Consider the following 15,730-nt stretch of genomic DNA (forward strand, 5'->3'; position numbering starts at 1 on the left):
TTATTATTTTTGTTCTAATGTCAATTTTATATTATTGAAAATTTCGTTTATTCGATCTATAGTCTTGATTCTGAACTTAGCGTTAAGTCTGTTCATTTTTCCTTTACGATTGATGCTTTCCTTATCAGAAATCAGATTTTCGGCAGAATCTTTGAAACCTGTAACACGACCCTGTTCGTAGTTGTAGTTAATACGGCTTATTGTGACTTTAGCCTTGTTGTCATCGCATTCTGCAATGATAGTATATGAAAACTCTGTTCTGTCAAGAGACAGAAAGTTGTTTGAGAAAACAAGCCATTCAATGCACTTTGCAGCAATAATATGTTTTTCTTTGTTTACGAGCGCAATTCTGCTATTTGTTTGATTAGCGTCAGTTGTTATTGAACTGATCGCAGAATAAAGCTTGTCGTATATCTCGCTAGCGTCCATTCCGGGTAAATCTTCGTTGAGCGAAAATACAACGTTACCATTCTCTTCAGGTACGGCTCCTGCAAGGTATTTGGAGTTTTCTTCAGGAATTTCTTCTTTTACAACTGTATTTGTTTTTGGTGCTTGTGTTGGAACCGTCCATTCAGAAGCACTATTATCATCTTTTTTGTTATTTGAAGTAGCTTGTTCTAATTCTTTGGCAGCTTTCAATGCATCATCGGCAGCTTTTTGTGCTTCCTCTGCTGCTTTCTTAGCTTCTGCAGCCTTCTTGGCGGCCTCAGCCTTTAGTTGTTCAATTTTTGTATTACTTTGTGTTGTCTTAATATCTTGTGCAATTCCCAAAATTGGCAAAAAGCAGAGTGACAATATAAATAATTTCTTCATAATGCTAATTTATTACAATAATATAATTACGGCAAAAGTAATAAAAAAAGATGAGAGCAATTAGATAGGTGTAGGTAGATTTCTTAAACTTAACTATAATTAATAGATTTACTCCTTTAATTTTAGCTGGTCTTGCAACCTTATAATTTCATCTCTATATTGAGCAGCCTGAATGAAGTCAAGATTTTTAGCAGCCATTTTCATTAACTCCGTTGTGTTGTCTATACTTCGTTGCAGTTCATCGTGTGACATGTGTTTCACAATTGTATCTGCAGCAAAAGTACCGTACTCAGGTTCAATATATGCGTTTGGTGCTATATTGTTACCACCCCTACCTGAAGCATTGTTCGTGTCATTGCCCATTGCTAGTGATGAACCAATCTTCTTGGTAATCTGCTGAGGAGTAATATTGTGGTCTTGATTATATTTAAGCTGAATGCTACGTCGTCTTGCAGTTTCGTCAATAGTACGTTGCATACTATCAGTTATTTTGTCTGCATACATAATAACCCTTCCGTTGACATTTCGTGCTGCACGTCCGGCTGTCTGAGTCAAACTTCTGTGACTTCTCAGAAATCCTTCTTTGTCTGCGTCGAGAATCGCAACTAATGAAACCTCCGGCAAATCAAGTCCTTCACGAAGTAAGTTTACACCAACAAGAACATCATAAACACCAGCTCTTAAATCATTCATTATTCTTACTCTGTCAAGAGTTGCCACATCACTATGTATATAATTGGCCTTTACGTCATGGTTCAAAAGATATTCTGTAAGTTCTTCTGCCATTCGTTTCGTCAATGTAGTTACAAGAACTCTCTCATTTTTGTTGCATCTAGTAAGGATTTCGTCCATAAGGTCGTCAATCTGATTTTCAGATGGTCTGACATCTATTTCTGGATCAAGTAATCCTGTAGGTCGTATAATCTGCTCAACGACAACACCTTCAGCTTCCTCAATTTCGTAGTTGGCAGGAGTGGCACTAACGTAAATAATTTGGTTTATTAATTCGTGGAATTCTTCAAATCTCAAAGGACGGTTGTCAAATGCAGCTGGAAGTCTGAAACCAAATTCAACAAGATTTTGCTTTCTGGCTCTATCTCCACCATACATAGCGCTGATTTGTGGAACGCTTACGTGACTTTCATCAATAACCATTAGGTAATCTTTAGGGAAAAAGTCCAAAAGGCAGTAAGGTCTTTCTCCAGCATTTCTGCCATCAAAATATCTTGAATAATTTTCTATTCCACTACAGTGACCGAGCTCTTTCATCATTTCCATATCATATTCTACTCTCTCTTTAATTCTCTGAGCCTTAATATTATCTCCTATTTCGCTAAAGTAGTTTACTTGCTTTGTAAGATCATCTTGAATTTGTCTTATGGCTAGTTCAGTCTGTTCTTTCGTCGTGACAAAAAGATTTGCTGGATATATTTCATATTCTTCAAATGATGTAAAGGTATGAAATGTAATGCTGTCAACTTCTTCTATGCTGTCAATTTCGTCATCCCACCATGTCACCCTAAGAGCGTTGTCGCTATAGGCCATAAAGATATCAACTGTATCACCTTTTACCCTGAAGTTTCCGCGTTGCAATTCAATATCATTTCTTACATAGAGAGCACTAACTAATTGTCGCAAAAATTCATTGCGGTCTATAGTCTGTCCTTTTTTTATTTTTATTACGCTTTCCTGCATGGCTGCTGGACCGCCCATACCATATATGCATGATACAGAAGACACGACAACAACATCCTTGCGTCCTGACAATAAGGCAGAAACAGTACTCAATCTCAGTTTGTCAATCTCTTCATTTATGGCAAGATCCTTTTCTATGTATGTATCAGAAGATGGCAGATAAGCCTCTGGCTGGTAATAGTCATAATATGATACGTAATACTCCACAGCATTATTTGGAAAAAATCCTTTCATTTCTTCATAAAGCTGTGCCGCAAGAGTCTTGTTGTGGCTTAATATAAGGGTAGGCTTGTTTATGTTGGCAATAACATTAGCTACTGTAAACGTTTTTCCTGATCCTGTCACTCCAAGAAGTACTTGAGCAGGTGCTCCTTGTTGTAATTCTTCAGTTAATTGTTTTATAGCTTCCGGCTGATCTCCGGTTGGACTATATTTTGAAGTTAGTTTAAAATCCATGTCAAATCCCTTATGTAAACTGCAAAAATACTAAATTATCAGCTAATATGAGTTATAAAGACTAATAAATTGCGAAAAAGTGTATTATTTACTTTGTAAATCAGGGAAAAGTAAGTAACTTTGCATCTCAATATATTTAAATATGAAGAAATATAGTCTATTCCCAATATGCCTGGCGATGCTTTTTTCAAGTTGCGCCAGTGAATTCAATAAGGTTTATAAGACTGATGATTATCAGTATAAATACGAGTACGCTAAAGAATGCTATGCTAATGGTAAGTACACGCGTGCTATAACGTTGCTTACAGATCTTATTACAATAGAAAAGGGAACAGACAATGCCCAGGAAAGTCTTTATATGTTAGCTATGGCTGAATATAATAGCATGGACTATGAAGGGGCTGCTCAAGCTTTCAAGCGATATTATCAGTCATATCCAAAAGGATATTTGGCAGAGATGTCACATTATTATGAGGGACTTAGCTTGTATATGAGTACTCCGGAACCACGTCTTGATCAATCTATGACTATTTCTGCTATTTCTGCTTTTCAAACATATTTAGACTTATATCCTGATGCAAAGTTGAAAGAGTCTGCTCAAAAGAAATTGTTCGAGTTGCAAGATAAGTTGGTTTTGAAGGAACTTTATTCTGCAAGACTATATTATAACCTTGGCCCTTATTTCGGTAATTGCACTGATGGTGGCAATAATTATGAGGCTTGCATTGTAACTAGTCAGAATGCTCTTAAGGATTACCCTTATACAAGTATGCGTGAAGATTTCTCTGTTTTAATTATGAAGAGTAAGTTTGAACTTGCTGAACAGAGTGTTGACGAGAAACGCCTTGACAGATATCAGGATGCAGAAGATGAGTGTTATGGTTTCCTTAATGAATTTCCAGATTCAAAGGATAAGAATTTAGCTCAAAAATTTATTGAGAAATGCAAGAAATATACTGGAGAAAATAATAACGATAAATAAACAAATAAATGGATTACAAGAAGTCAAAAGCACCAGTGAACACAGTCACTCGTAACATTATGGATCTATGTGACGAAACTGGTAATATTTATGAGAGTGTAGCTATCATAGCTAAACGCGCAAATCAGATCTCTGTTGAAATCAAACAAGAACTTAACAAAAAATTGGCAGAGTTCGCTTCTTACAATGATTCTCTTGAGGAAGTGTTTGAAAATCGCGAGCAGATTGAAATTTCACGTTATTATGAGAAACTTCCTAAGCCAATCTTGTTGGCTACTCAGGAATTTGTAGACGGTAACATTTATTGGCGTGATCCTGCAAAGGATACTGTTAATAACGAGAACTAATGATACAGCGTAGACAGACTTTATTTCTGCTTGTAGCTCTTATTCTCACTATTGTATGTCTTTCTTTGCCGGTTGCGGTGTTTGAACCAACTGGTATGGGCGTAAATACAGATGTATATAATTTGTGGATAAAGAACGGAAGTGGTGCATTAGATTTTAAGGTGTGTCCTCTGTTTGTGATTCTTTTACTTACTTGTCCTATCAACTTGTGGGCAATATTCAAGTTTCATGACAGAAAGTTTCAAGCTCGTCTCTGTGTTGTTAATATATTGCTGATACTTTTGTGGTATGTGGCATATATGTATTTCACAATGTTAGGTGGTCTTGCATTTGAAAATCAAACTTTGCACTTCGCATTTACGGCTTGTCTGCCATTTATATCAATAGTTTTGTATATTATGGCACGTCATTCAATAATTGCAGATGAAAAGCTCGTTAGGGCTGCTGATAGAATTAGATAGTAATACACATAACATAGAAGCGCTGGAGTTACCTAAACTCCAGCGCTTTTTTATTTTTAGCTATGTTGACTCTTGAATCGTATATGGAAGTTTACGTAATAACATGGAATTTTAGTATATTGAGCTACGTTATTGACAGCCGATTTAACGATAAAACGATAAATCAATTTCATCTACGTTTCACTCCCTTTGTTTAAAGGCTATCTAAACGATTACGTAGCTTCGTAGCTAAAATAAATAAAAGGGCTGGTACAGAATAGTACCAGCCCTTTTGAATATTTAGTTTAAAACTATTTTTTAAATAGTCTCGCTCCAGTCTTCCTGACTCTTTCTTACATAGCTCTGATAACGGCGTTTTGCCATCTTTTCAGCCTGTGCGAACAATTCATCAGCCTCGTTAGGATAAGCCTTCTGAACACTCATATAGCGAACTTCACCAAGTAGGAAGTCGCGGAAGTTAGTCCAGTTAGGTTCCTTACTATCCAAGATGAATGGATTCTTTCCTTCATCAGCCAATTGTGGGTTAAAGCGCCACAAGTGCCAGTAACCGCATTCAACAGCTAGTTCTTCCTCACGCTGTGAACGTCCCATACCACCACGCTTCAAACCGTGATTGATACATGGAGAGTAAGCAATGATTAATGATGGACCTGGATAAGCTTCAGCTTCACGGATAGCTTTCAATGTCTGAGCATTGTCTGCACCCATTGCAATCTGAGCTACGTATACGTAACCATAAGTTGCCTGCATAAGACCAAGGTCTTTCTTGCAAATACGTTTACCCTGAGCTGCGAACTGTGCGATAGCACCTAGTGGTGTAGCCTTAGAACTCTGACCACCAGTGTTAGAGTAAACCTCTGTATCAAGAACAAGGATGTTTACATCTTCACCAGAAGCAAGAACGTGGTCGAGACCACCGTAACCGATATCATAAGAAGCACCGTCACCACCGATAATCCACTGTGAACGCTTAACCAAGTAATGATCAAGAGTCTTTAGCTCAGAGCAGATCTCGCAACCTGCCTCAGCACCCTTGGCAATAAGAGGTTTAAGTTCAGCGGCAGCAGCCTTAGAACCATCAGCATCATCCTTAGCTTCAATCCACTTTTCAGCAGCAGCCTTGAACTCTTCTGTAGCTCCATTTTCGATGGCGTCGTTAAGTAACTTAACAATGCGCTCTCTCATCTTCTTGTTACCCATAGTCATGCCAAGACCAAACTCGCAGAAATCCTCGAACAAAGAGTTGTCGAATGCAGGACCCTGACCTTCAGCATTTGTTGTATATGGAGTAGCTGGAATAGAAGCTGAATAGATTGAAGAACAACCTGTAGCGTTAGCTATCATCTCACGGTCACCGTAGAGTTGAGAAACCAATTTAACATAAGGAGTCTCACCACAACCAGAGCAAGCACCAGAGAATTCAAACAAAGGTTGAGCGAACTGTGAGTTCTTTGCACTCTGCTTGATATCAACAAGATGCTGTTTAGATTTAACATTCTTAACAAGGTATTCCCAGTTCTTAGCTTCCTTAATCATTTCTGGTCTATCAATGTTGAATGGAATCATAGTCAATGCCTTTTCGCCCTTCTTACCAGGACAAACATCAGCACAGTTACTACATCCAAGACAGTCAAGAACAGAAACTTCTATACGGAATTGCATACCAACAAGAGACTTAGGAGCCTTGATTTCAAGAGTTGTTCCATCGAAGCCCTTAGCTTCATTCTCATCAAGAACGAATGGACGTATAGCAGCGTGAGGGCATGAATATGCACACTTGTTACACTGGATACAGTTTTCAGAATTCCATACAGGAACGAAAGCTTCTACACCACGCTTTTCAAATGCAGATGAACCATTCTGCCATGTACCATCAGCAGTACCATGTTTGACAAAGTCAGAAACCTTAAGAAGGTCACCGCTCTGTCCGTTGATAGGACGAACAAGTTCTTTGATGAATGCAGGTGCGTTATCTTCCTTAGCTGAATCGTCAGCGAGGTTAGCCCATGCTGGATCAACAGCAAGTTCCTTGTATTCGTTTCCGTGTTCAACAGCACCGAAGTTCTTGTCAACAACATCCTGACCCTTTTTAGAGTAAGACTTAACAATAAATGCTTTCATCTGCTCAACAGCAAGATCCAAAGGAATAACCTCTGTAATGCGGAAGAATGCACTCTGAAGGATTGTGTTTGTACGGTTGCCAAGACCAATTTCCTGTGCAATCTTTGTTGCGTTGATATAATATACCTTGATATTATGCTTTGCGAAGTAAGCCTTAACCTTATTAGGGATAAAGTTTGCAAGCTCATCACCTTCGAAGATAGTATTCAACAAGAATGTACCGTTGTCACGAAGACCGCGAGTAACGTCATACATATGAAGGTAAGCCTGAACGTGGCAAGCTACGAAGTTAGGAGTGTTTACCTGATAAGTAGAGTGGATAGGCTCATCACCGAAACGAAGGTGAGAACATGTGAAACCACCAGACTTCTTAGAGTCGTAACTGAAATATGCCTGACAATATTTATTGGTGTTGTTACCAATAATCTGAACAGAGTTCTTGTTAGCACCTACAGTACCATCAGCACCAAGTCCGTAGAACTTAGCCTCATACAAAGTGTCACCACCCATAGGAATTTCTTCCTCTTCTGGAAGAGAAGTGAATGTAACATCATCAACGATACCTACAGTAAAGTGATTCTTTGGCTCTGGCAATTCAAGGTTCTTGAATACAGCAATAATCTTAGCTGGTGTAGTATCGCTAGAACCAAGACCGTAGCGACCGCCAACGATAATAGGCTTGCGCTCGTCGTTGTATAGTGCGCTCTTAACGTCAAGATACAATGGTTCGCCTTCAGCTCCTGGCTCCTTAGTACGGTCAAGAACAGCAATGCGCTTAACTGTAGCAGGAAGTGTCTTCTTAAGGAAGTCAACAGAGAATGGACGATACAAATGAACAGATACCATACCTACTTTCTTTCCCTGCTTTACAAGGAAGTCGATAGCTTCGCGAGCTGCTTCAGTAGCAGAACCCATCAAAATGATAACATCCTCTGCATCCTTTGCACCATAGTAGTTGAACAAGTGATACTCACGACCTGTGATAGAAGAAATCTTACCAAGGTAATCCTCAACAACAGCAGGAACTCTATCATAATATTCGTTGCTTGCCTCACGATGTGTGAAGAATGTCTCTGGATTCTCAGCAGTACCGCGTGTTACAGGGCGTTCTGGTGACAAAGCACGATCACGGAAACGCTTGATGTCCTCAGGATCAACAAGTTCTCTTATAGCTTCCTGATCAATCTCTTCAATCTTATGATACTCATGAGATGTACGGAAACCGTCGAAGAAGTTGATGAAAGGAACACAAGTCTTTAATGTTGCAAGATGTGGAACAGCAGTAAGGTCCATAACCTCCTGAACAGAACCTGAACAGAACATTGCGAAACCAGTCTGGCGACATGCCATTACATCCTGATGGTCACCAAAGATACAAAGTGAGTGTGATGCCAATGTACGAGCAGATACATCGAATACGCAAGGGAGAAGCTCTCCTGCAATCTTATACATATTAGGGATCATCAAAAGAAGACCCTGAGATGCTGTAAATGTTGTAGTCAGTGCACCAGCCTGAAGAGAGCCGTGAACTGCACCTGCAGCACCGCCCTCAGACTCCATTTCTTGAACTGAAACGGTCTGTCCCATAAGGTTCTTGCGACCTTTGGCAGCCCATTCATCTACATGCTCCGCCATTGGTGAAGACGGAGTGATAGGGTAGATGGCAGCTACCTCAGTAAACATATAGCTTACCTGAGCCGCAGCTGTGTTACCATCACATGTGATAAATTTTTTTTCTTTAGCCATTTTATATTTGATAAAATTATTAATAAATGTTTTATATATCTATTCTCAATTTAAGTTTTATAGAATTTCAATATATGAATCCTAGCAACCAAAGTGGTATTCTGTTTTCTTTTCCCACTTCTGTATTGTATCTAGCGTATATGGTGTCGGGATTGCATCTTTGTTTATGCTCGCTTTGAGCATCAGAAATCTTGAATTTGATGTTGCCGTCAACCATGAAGAAATGATCTTTGGATGCTTGGTTTACTTTATGGTCTTTCCATAATGAATTTACAAAAAAAGTTTCCATAACATCCTGATCTTTTATTTGAATCGGGTAGATAGCATACATGAGATTCGTATTATGCATCATCACCTTGCTAGGCTTTTTCGGAAACTCCTGTCCGATTGGGTATATTATATTAATCAATCGTGCGTCAGCTAGATATTTAATATAGTTCATCACTGTAGCTCGACTTGTTTCTATTTCGTGCGCAAGATTACTTATGTTCGGAGCTTTCGGACCTTCTACTGCTAGTAAGTAAAAAAGCTTTTTGATTTTCGTGAGATATTTTAAGTCTATTTGCTTAATAAGAAGAATATCTACTTCAGTCATCATATTCATAGTCTTGAGCAGATTCTCAGAAAAGTTGCGTTGTTCAAGAAAGAATGGATAGAAACCATGATGAATGTAATCATGAAAATATTTCAAAGGACTGACTTTAGGAAGAATATCCTTAATTATGTGTTCGTGGTTTTGTAGAATTTCGTCTAATGTGTATGGACGGAAATTGTTTCCTGTTTGTAAATTCAAAAATTCTCGGAAAGAAAATCCTCTTAAATTATAGCTTTTTACGATGCCGTTTAGTTCTGGATTCTCTTCTTTTAGACGCATTACGCTACTACCTGTAAATACAATTTTCAAATTAGGAAAGTTGTCATAGCACTTGCGTAATTCTTTGCTCCAGTTAGGCTGCTTGAAGACTTGATCAATAAGTAATACTTTTCCTCCTTGTGCGGCAAAATCACCAGCAAACTCAGCAATGCCTTTTCCTTGGAAATAGAAGTTGTTCATATTGATATATAAACAACGGCGATCATCTGGACCGAATTTCTCTTTGGCATATTGCAGTAGGAAAGTACTTTTTCCAACACCTCGTGTTCCCTTAATGCCAATCATACGATCATTCCAATCAATCTCGTCCATCAGGGTTCGACGTACTGAGGCATCTGTATGCTCAACAAGGTAAGCGTGTGTGCTAAAGAAAGCTTCCATATATTTAATAAGTTTGTTTTATTTAATCCAATGCAAAGATAATACTTATTTCTATATTTGCAAACTCTAGTTTGCAAAAAGTTTTCTTTTTTTCATAATTTAGCACATGGAGAGTATTTTTTCAATGTCTCTTGGAAAATGCTCAATTTCAAGTTTATGTTCTTTTTCTGCAATATCCGCGACAGTGTCTTTTTCTTCTATAGGTGTAGAATGCTGAAATATTATTTCGCCACCGTCAATTTCCTTGGTTACCCAATGTACAGTCATTCCGGTTTCTTTCTCTTTGGCGGCTTTGACAGCTTCGTGAACATGTATGCCATACATACCCGGACCTCCGAATTTGGGTAATAGGGCTGGGTGAATATTGATTATTCGCTTATTAAAATTGTTAATAAGAAAATCTGGGATGAAAAGTAGGAAACCTGAAAGAATAATAAAATCAATATCGTTTTCCTTTAGAATAGGCATAAGGATGTTTTCATCGCTGAAATCTTTTTTAGGAACCACAACTGTATTGATGCCTAGTCTTAGTGAATTTTCAACGACTGGTGCTGTAGACTTGTTGGAAAGAACAAGCTTAATGTCGGCAATATCAGAATTTGTGAAATAATTAATAATATTTTCGCAGTTTGTTCCATTGCCAGAAGCGAAGATTGCTAAATGTTTCATTTCAATGCTAATAAATACAGTTCATAAAGCCGTTTAATCATCATCGCCTTCATCTTCAAATCCGAACACAACGGGATCTACGAAAGAGTCTATTGCTCGACGGTCTTTCTTAGTTGGTCTGCCAGTACCTCTTGATCTGTCAATGAAACCGCTTATTCTGCTCATTTCCAATAATTCGTATTGTTTTGCATCTGTGACATTTTCATATATTTCAGGTAAAAGTTTAGCACCAACACGCTGTTCAATGCATTTCAATACCTTAAAGGAATAAGTTATTGGCGACTTTTTAACACTTACGGTTTCTCCAGCTTTTATAGTGTGACTGGGTTTGACATTTATGCCATTGATTGTCACACGCCCATTTTTACATGCATCGGCAGCAAGAGAACGTGTTTTGAAAACTCTCGTTGCCCAAAGCCATTTATCAATTCTTGCTACTTCTGCCATAAAATTATTTCTTTCCTAGTTTATTAAACTGATTCATAGTGATGTCTATACCAGCAAGTGCAAAACTTTTTATTATTTCGCATGCGTTATCAATGCTTGGCTGCAACACTTTCATGTCATCTTCACTATAGTGTCCAAGCACCCAGTCTATTTGAGTACCTTTTGGATATTCGTTACCAATGCCCATTCTTAGTCGAGCATAGTTTTGACCAATAAGCTGCTGTATATTTCCAAGTCCGTTGTGTCCACCATTACTACCGCTGCTCTTTAATCTAAAAGCACCTAACGGCAATGCAACATCATCACTTATGACAAGGAGTCTGCTTTGATCAATATTCTCTTTGTTAAGCCAATATCTCACAGCATTTCCACTAAGGTTCATGAATGTAGTTGGCTTTAGTAATATGATCTTTCGACCTTTTATACTTGTTTCAGCCACAAAACCATAGCGCTTGTCTTCAAAACAAATATTGGACGCCTTTGCAAAAGCGTCCAATATCATAAATCCTGTATTGTGTCGAGTACCCTGATATTCATCACCAGGGTTGCCCAGACCACAAATTAAGTATTTGTCCATACTTGATTATTCAGCAGCGGCAGCAGTTTCATCAGCAGCGCTTGCCTGCTGTGCCTGACGTGTCATCTTGATAGAGCATACGATTACGCTCTTGCTTGTAGCAATCTCAAGACCTTCGTATGAAAGCTCACCAACCTTGATGCTCTTACCAATCTTCAATGCTGTTACATCTACATCAAGATGCTCTGGAATCTGCTGATAAGGAGCTGTAATGTTAATCTTACGTATAGTAAGGTTCATACGACCACCGTCACGAACACCCTGTGCAAGACCAACAAGCTTAACAGGAACACCCATTGTGATAGGCTTTTGATCGTTAACCTCAAAGAAGTCTACGTGAAGAGGAGCATCTGTTACTGGGTGGAACTGAATTTCTTTAAGGATAGCAGTGTGGTGCTCGCCTTCGATGTTAAGATCAATAACATAGATGTGAGGAGTGTAAATAATTTTACGAAGTTCACTGAATGGAGCTGCAAAAGCAAATGCCTCAGGAGCACCGTTAGCGCCTTTCTTCTCACCATAGATATTACAAGGAACCAATCCCTGCTTACGAATTGCTTTAGAAGCTTTCTTACCAAGGTCTGCACGCTTCTGACCTGTCACACTAATCTCTTTCATAATTGTGTTACTCTAAATTAAATATTGTTTATTAATTCGCCATCACACGGGAATATCTCCCGGAAAAAGCGCTGCAAAGTTACGCCTTTTTTGTTTATCGTCCAAATTAATTCCTGTTTTTGTCGAAATATCCTTGTTTTTTCTTGCATATTCAGTTGAAAAGCTATATTTTTGCACCATAAAAATATTATTGTATATAGGAAAACAACAAATTAAGAGAATGATCAATCGCGAACTTATAAGAATTAAGGTAGTTCAGTTAACCTACGCATACTATCAAAATGGTAATAAGAATATTGATACGGCAGAAAAAGAACTCTTTTTCAGTCTTTCAAAGGCTTATGATTTATATAATTATCTGCTTTTGCTGATAGTTGATATTACTAGAGAGGAGCGTCATAGGATAGAAATAGCTACTCAGCGTGCTCAGCGAGAAGGTACAGAGGTGCCATCTCAAAAGTTTGTGTATAACAAATTCGCTGTACAACTGGAAGAAAACAAAATGTTGAATGAATTTGTTGAAAGTCAGAAATTGACTTGGGCAGATGATCTTGAATTTGTACGTAAATTATGTAATCAGATAGAAAGCAGTGAAGATTATAATGAATATATGAATACTGAAGAATCTGATTATGAAACAGATAGAGAGTTATGGCGCAAGCTATATAAATTATTTATACTGAATAATTCGGAGTTGGATTCATTATTAGAGGAAAAGAGTTTATATTGGAATGATGACAAGGAGGTTGTTGATACTTTCGTGTTGAAGACAATAAAGCGCTTTGAGGCTGATAACAAGAATAAGCAAGAACTTCTTCCTGAATATGATGATGAGGAAGATAAGGACTTTGCACGTAAGTTGTTCCGTGCTACAATTCTTAATGCTGACCAATATCAACATTATTTGAGTGACGCTAGTCGTAACTGGGATTTTAGCAGACTTGCATATATGGATATCGTGATAATGCAGATTGCTATAGCAGAAATGCTTACATTCCCAAATATTCCTGCAAGCGTAACTATAAATGAATTTGTAGATTTGGCTAAATTGTATAGTACATCACGTAGTGGTGGATATATAAATGGTATGTTGGATTCAATAGCTCATTTCTTCGTGGATAATGGCATGATGATGAAAACATTAAGAAATAAAGAAAGTAAATAATATATTAACTAAAAGAATTTATTTATGAATACAATGCTATTGGCTGCTCAAGCAGCACAGGGTGGTGGTATGGGCATGATTATCATGATGGTTGCTATCCTTGTTATTTTCTGGTTGTTCATGGTTCGTCCTCAGCAGAAGAAACAAAAAGAAATACGTAAGTTCCAGAATTCTCTTCAAGAGGGATCTAAGGTAATCACCGGAGGTGGTATATATGGTACTGTTAAGCGTATTAACATGGAAGATGAATCTGTTGACGTAGAAATAGCAAAAGGTGTTGTTATTACTGTGAACAGAAGTTATGTATTCGCTAACGCATCATCTCAGATGCATAATGCATAATATAGTAAAAATATATAAATTTGTCAGAAACTTCCTCTTTTCTTCAGTGAATAGGGAGTTTCTGATTTTTTTGTTTTTTCTCGGTCTGAGTGGAACTTTCTGGCTTCTCATGGCATTGAATGAAACTTACGAGGAAGAACTAGCAATACCTGTACGACTTTATGATGTACCAAATAATGTCGTTGTTACTCAACCTTGTACAGATACTGTATATGTAACGGTAAGGGATAAAGGATTTACTCTTGTTACATATTTATATACCAATAGGATTACACCAATTTTGGTAGATTTCGATTCTTATGCAGATAGTGATACCGGTAAAGGTGATGTTCCTTTGTCTGATATCCAGAAAATGACATTGCAAAGGCTTTATGGGTCTTCAAAGATAACTTCTATTAAGCCTCATTCATTGTCATTCTTCTTTAATTATGGTCAATCAAAACGTGTACCAATTCGTCTTTCCGGTAATGTCAATCCAGGGAAAAGCTATTATATTTCTCGCATAAAGTTTTGGCCTTCTACTGTTACGATTTATGCCAACAAGGCATTGTTAGACAGTGTTAAGTATGTTTATACCGACGCATTATATTTAAATAATGTTGAGGATACTGTTATGCGACGGGTTCCACTTCGCCCAATTAATGGTGTCAAAATAGTTCCTTCTATTGTTAAGATCGGGTTTTATGTTGATATCTTAACTGAAGAAAGTGTGGAGGTGCCTATTGTTGCCGTGAATATGCCTGAAGGCAAAGTATTACGTACATTTCCTTCTAAGGTTAATGTTAAGTTTACTGTTGGGTCAAGCATGTTTAGAAATGTCAAGCCTGATCAATTTATGGTTGTCGTGGATTATAATGATATTTTGGCTCATCCTTCAGACAAGTGTATTCTGAGATTGCGACAGCACTCACCTGATGTAACGATGGCGCGATTGGAGATGAAACAGGTTGATTATCTTATAGAACAGCAATAAGGAGTTTCAATATAGTGACAGATAATCGTAAGATAGCCATGACTGGTGGCATAGGTGTAGGAAAGAGTTATATTTGTTCTCTTTTGAAAATTCGTGGCATACATGTATATGATTGTGATGCTGCGGCTAAAAGGCTTATTGCACAGAATGAAGACCTTCAAACAAAATTAAATATACTTTTAGGTATTGACATTTTTATAAATGGTATCTTCAATAAGCAAGCATTAACTCAATTTCTATTGGAAAGCGATGCTAATAGGATTGCTGTAAATAATATCATACATCCCGCTGTTGCTGAAGATTTTATGCGTAGTGGATATAACTGGTTGGAAAGTGCAATCCTTTTTGATAGTGGATTCAACAAGAGAATATCTTTTGATAAAATTATTTGCGTAACAGCTCCGAATGAAGTCCGTATCTCAAGAATAATGCAACGTGATAATATTTCACGTGATAACGCTCTAGAATGGATAAATAAGCAGTTGCCGCAGGATGAAATTTTAAGTATGTCTGATTTTGAAATAGTCAATGACGGCATAGTAGATATTGAAGAACAACTAGATAGAATATTATTAATAATTAAATAATTTATAACAATAAATCATTAAACAAAATGGAAACAATTCTTTCAATCTCAGGAAAGCCAGGACTTTACAAACTGGTTTCTCGTGGTAAAATGAATCTTATAGTAGAAGCATTAGACGAAAGTCATAAGCGTATTCCTGCATTTGCTGCAGATCGTGTAACAAGTCTAGGAGATATAGCTATGTATACTGATGCCGAAGATGTACCATTGTGGAAGGTTCTTGACAATTTGAATAAGAAAGAAGCTGGTAAGGAGTCTTCTTTTAATTATAAAAAATCAAGCAGCAAGGAACTTCGTGATTATTTCACAGAAGTATTGCCTAACTTTGATCAAGATCGTGTTCACGATAGTGATATAAAGAAGCTCATTCAATGGTATAATATTCTAATCAAGGCTGGTGTAACGAACTTTGAAGAGACGATGGCACCAACACAAGGTGATAATATTGATGATCGTAAGGATGCAGAATAAAAGTTA

Annotated in this window: 16 protein-coding genes; 8 read left to right on the forward strand and 8 right to left on the reverse strand. The window is 37.6% G+C overall.

Annotation, left to right across the window (positions count from 1 at the left end):
- Nucleotides 1-3: 3 nt before the first annotated feature.
- Nucleotides 4-813, reverse strand: a complete 810-nt coding sequence (locus tag prwr041_RS11705; RefSeq protein WP_207153939.1) for a DUF4468 domain-containing protein — start codon at nt 811-813, stop codon at nt 4-6.
- A 108-nt stretch (nt 814-921) separates the two neighbouring features.
- Nucleotides 922-2,964 (reverse strand): excinuclease ABC subunit UvrB, encoded by a 2,043-nt coding sequence (gene uvrB, locus prwr041_RS11710; RefSeq protein ID WP_207153940.1) that lies wholly within the window; start codon nt 2,962-2,964, stop codon nt 922-924.
- 142 nt (nt 2,965-3,106) lie between these two features.
- Here uvrB and prwr041_RS11715 point away from each other — a divergent pair, with 142 nt between their 5' ends.
- Genes prwr041_RS11715 through prwr041_RS11725 form a run of 3 tightly spaced genes read left to right on the forward strand, consistent with a single transcriptional unit; the run spans nt 3,107 to nt 4,754 of the window.
- Nucleotides 3,107-3,946, forward strand: a complete 840-nt coding sequence (locus prwr041_RS11715; RefSeq protein WP_207153941.1) for an outer membrane protein assembly factor BamD — start codon at nt 3,107-3,109, stop codon at nt 3,944-3,946.
- An 8-nt stretch (nt 3,947-3,954) separates the two neighbouring features.
- Nucleotides 3,955-4,293 carry a DNA-directed RNA polymerase subunit omega gene (locus tag prwr041_RS11720; protein WP_018463315.1) on the forward strand — a complete coding sequence of 113 codons (339 nt, stop codon included), beginning with the start codon at nt 3,955-3,957 and terminating at the stop codon, nt 4,291-4,293.
- Entirely contained in the window at nt 4,293-4,754 is a 462-nt protein-coding gene (locus prwr041_RS11725) for a DUF4293 domain-containing protein (RefSeq protein WP_207153942.1), read from the forward strand. The genes prwr041_RS11720 and prwr041_RS11725 overlap by 1 nt, the downstream gene beginning before the upstream one ends.
- Nucleotides 4,755-5,051: 297 nt before the next feature.
- Here the strand turns inward: prwr041_RS11725 and nifJ are convergent, their stop codons facing one another.
- The 6 genes from nifJ to prwr041_RS11755 all read right to left on the reverse strand — a co-directional run bounded on the left by nifJ (nt 5,052) and on the right by prwr041_RS11755 (nt 12,187).
- On the reverse strand, nt 5,052-8,621 hold the full coding sequence (nifJ, locus tag prwr041_RS11730) for a pyruvate:ferredoxin (flavodoxin) oxidoreductase (protein ID WP_207153943.1): 3,570 nt from the start codon (nt 8,619-8,621) through the stop codon (nt 5,052-5,054).
- Nucleotides 8,622-8,688: 67 nt separating this feature from the next.
- On the reverse strand, nt 8,689-9,876 hold the full coding sequence (locus prwr041_RS11735; protein ID WP_207153944.1) for an ATP-binding protein: 1,188 nt from the start codon (nt 9,874-9,876) through the stop codon (nt 8,689-8,691).
- A 99-nt stretch (nt 9,877-9,975) separates the two neighbouring features.
- Entirely contained in the window at nt 9,976-10,545 is a 570-nt protein-coding gene (purN, locus tag prwr041_RS11740; RefSeq protein ID WP_207153945.1) for a phosphoribosylglycinamide formyltransferase, read from the reverse strand.
- A 33-nt stretch (nt 10,546-10,578) separates the two neighbouring features.
- Nucleotides 10,579-10,992 (reverse strand): RNA-binding S4 domain-containing protein, encoded by a 414-nt coding sequence (locus prwr041_RS11745; RefSeq protein WP_207153946.1) that lies wholly within the window; start codon nt 10,990-10,992, stop codon nt 10,579-10,581.
- A gap of 4 nt (nt 10,993-10,996) precedes the next feature.
- Complete coding sequence (gene pth, locus prwr041_RS11750) at nt 10,997-11,569, reverse strand: aminoacyl-tRNA hydrolase (RefSeq protein WP_207153947.1); 573 nt, start codon at nt 11,567-11,569, stop codon at nt 10,997-10,999.
- Nucleotides 11,570-11,575: 6 nt separating this feature from the next.
- A complete protein-coding gene (locus prwr041_RS11755) occupies nt 11,576-12,187 on the reverse strand; it encodes a 50S ribosomal protein L25/general stress protein Ctc (RefSeq protein WP_207153948.1) in 612 nt (203 codons plus the stop codon).
- A gap of 220 nt (nt 12,188-12,407) precedes the next feature.
- Between prwr041_RS11755 and nusB the strand changes: the two genes are divergently transcribed.
- Genes nusB through prwr041_RS11780 form a run of 5 tightly spaced genes read left to right on the forward strand, consistent with a single transcriptional unit; the run spans nt 12,408 to nt 15,724 of the window.
- Nucleotides 12,408-13,352: a transcription antitermination factor NusB gene (gene nusB / locus prwr041_RS11760; RefSeq protein WP_207153949.1), complete on the forward strand. Its 945-nt coding sequence runs from the start codon at nt 12,408-12,410 to the stop codon at nt 13,350-13,352.
- A 24-nt stretch (nt 13,353-13,376) separates the two neighbouring features.
- Nucleotides 13,377-13,694 (forward strand): preprotein translocase subunit YajC, encoded by a 318-nt coding sequence (gene yajC / locus prwr041_RS11765; protein WP_207153950.1) that lies wholly within the window; start codon nt 13,377-13,379, stop codon nt 13,692-13,694.
- A complete protein-coding gene (locus prwr041_RS11770) occupies nt 13,687-14,667 on the forward strand; it encodes a CdaR family protein (protein ID WP_207153951.1) in 981 nt (326 codons plus the stop codon). The genes yajC and prwr041_RS11770 overlap by 8 nt, the downstream gene beginning before the upstream one ends.
- Before the next feature lie 38 nt (nt 14,668-14,705).
- Nucleotides 14,706-15,254, forward strand: coding sequence for a dephospho-CoA kinase (coaE, locus tag prwr041_RS11775; protein WP_207153952.1), 549 nt, complete (start codon nt 14,706-14,708; stop codon nt 15,252-15,254).
- Nucleotides 15,255-15,280: 26 nt separating this feature from the next.
- Entirely contained in the window at nt 15,281-15,724 is a 444-nt protein-coding gene (locus prwr041_RS11780; protein ID WP_207153953.1) for a DUF5606 family protein, read from the forward strand.
- Nucleotides 15,725-15,730 lie beyond the last annotated feature (6 nt).

It is taken from the genome of Prevotella herbatica (assembly GCF_017347605.1).
Taxonomy (GTDB): Bacteria; Bacteroidota; Bacteroidia; order Bacteroidales; family Bacteroidaceae; genus Prevotella; species Prevotella herbatica.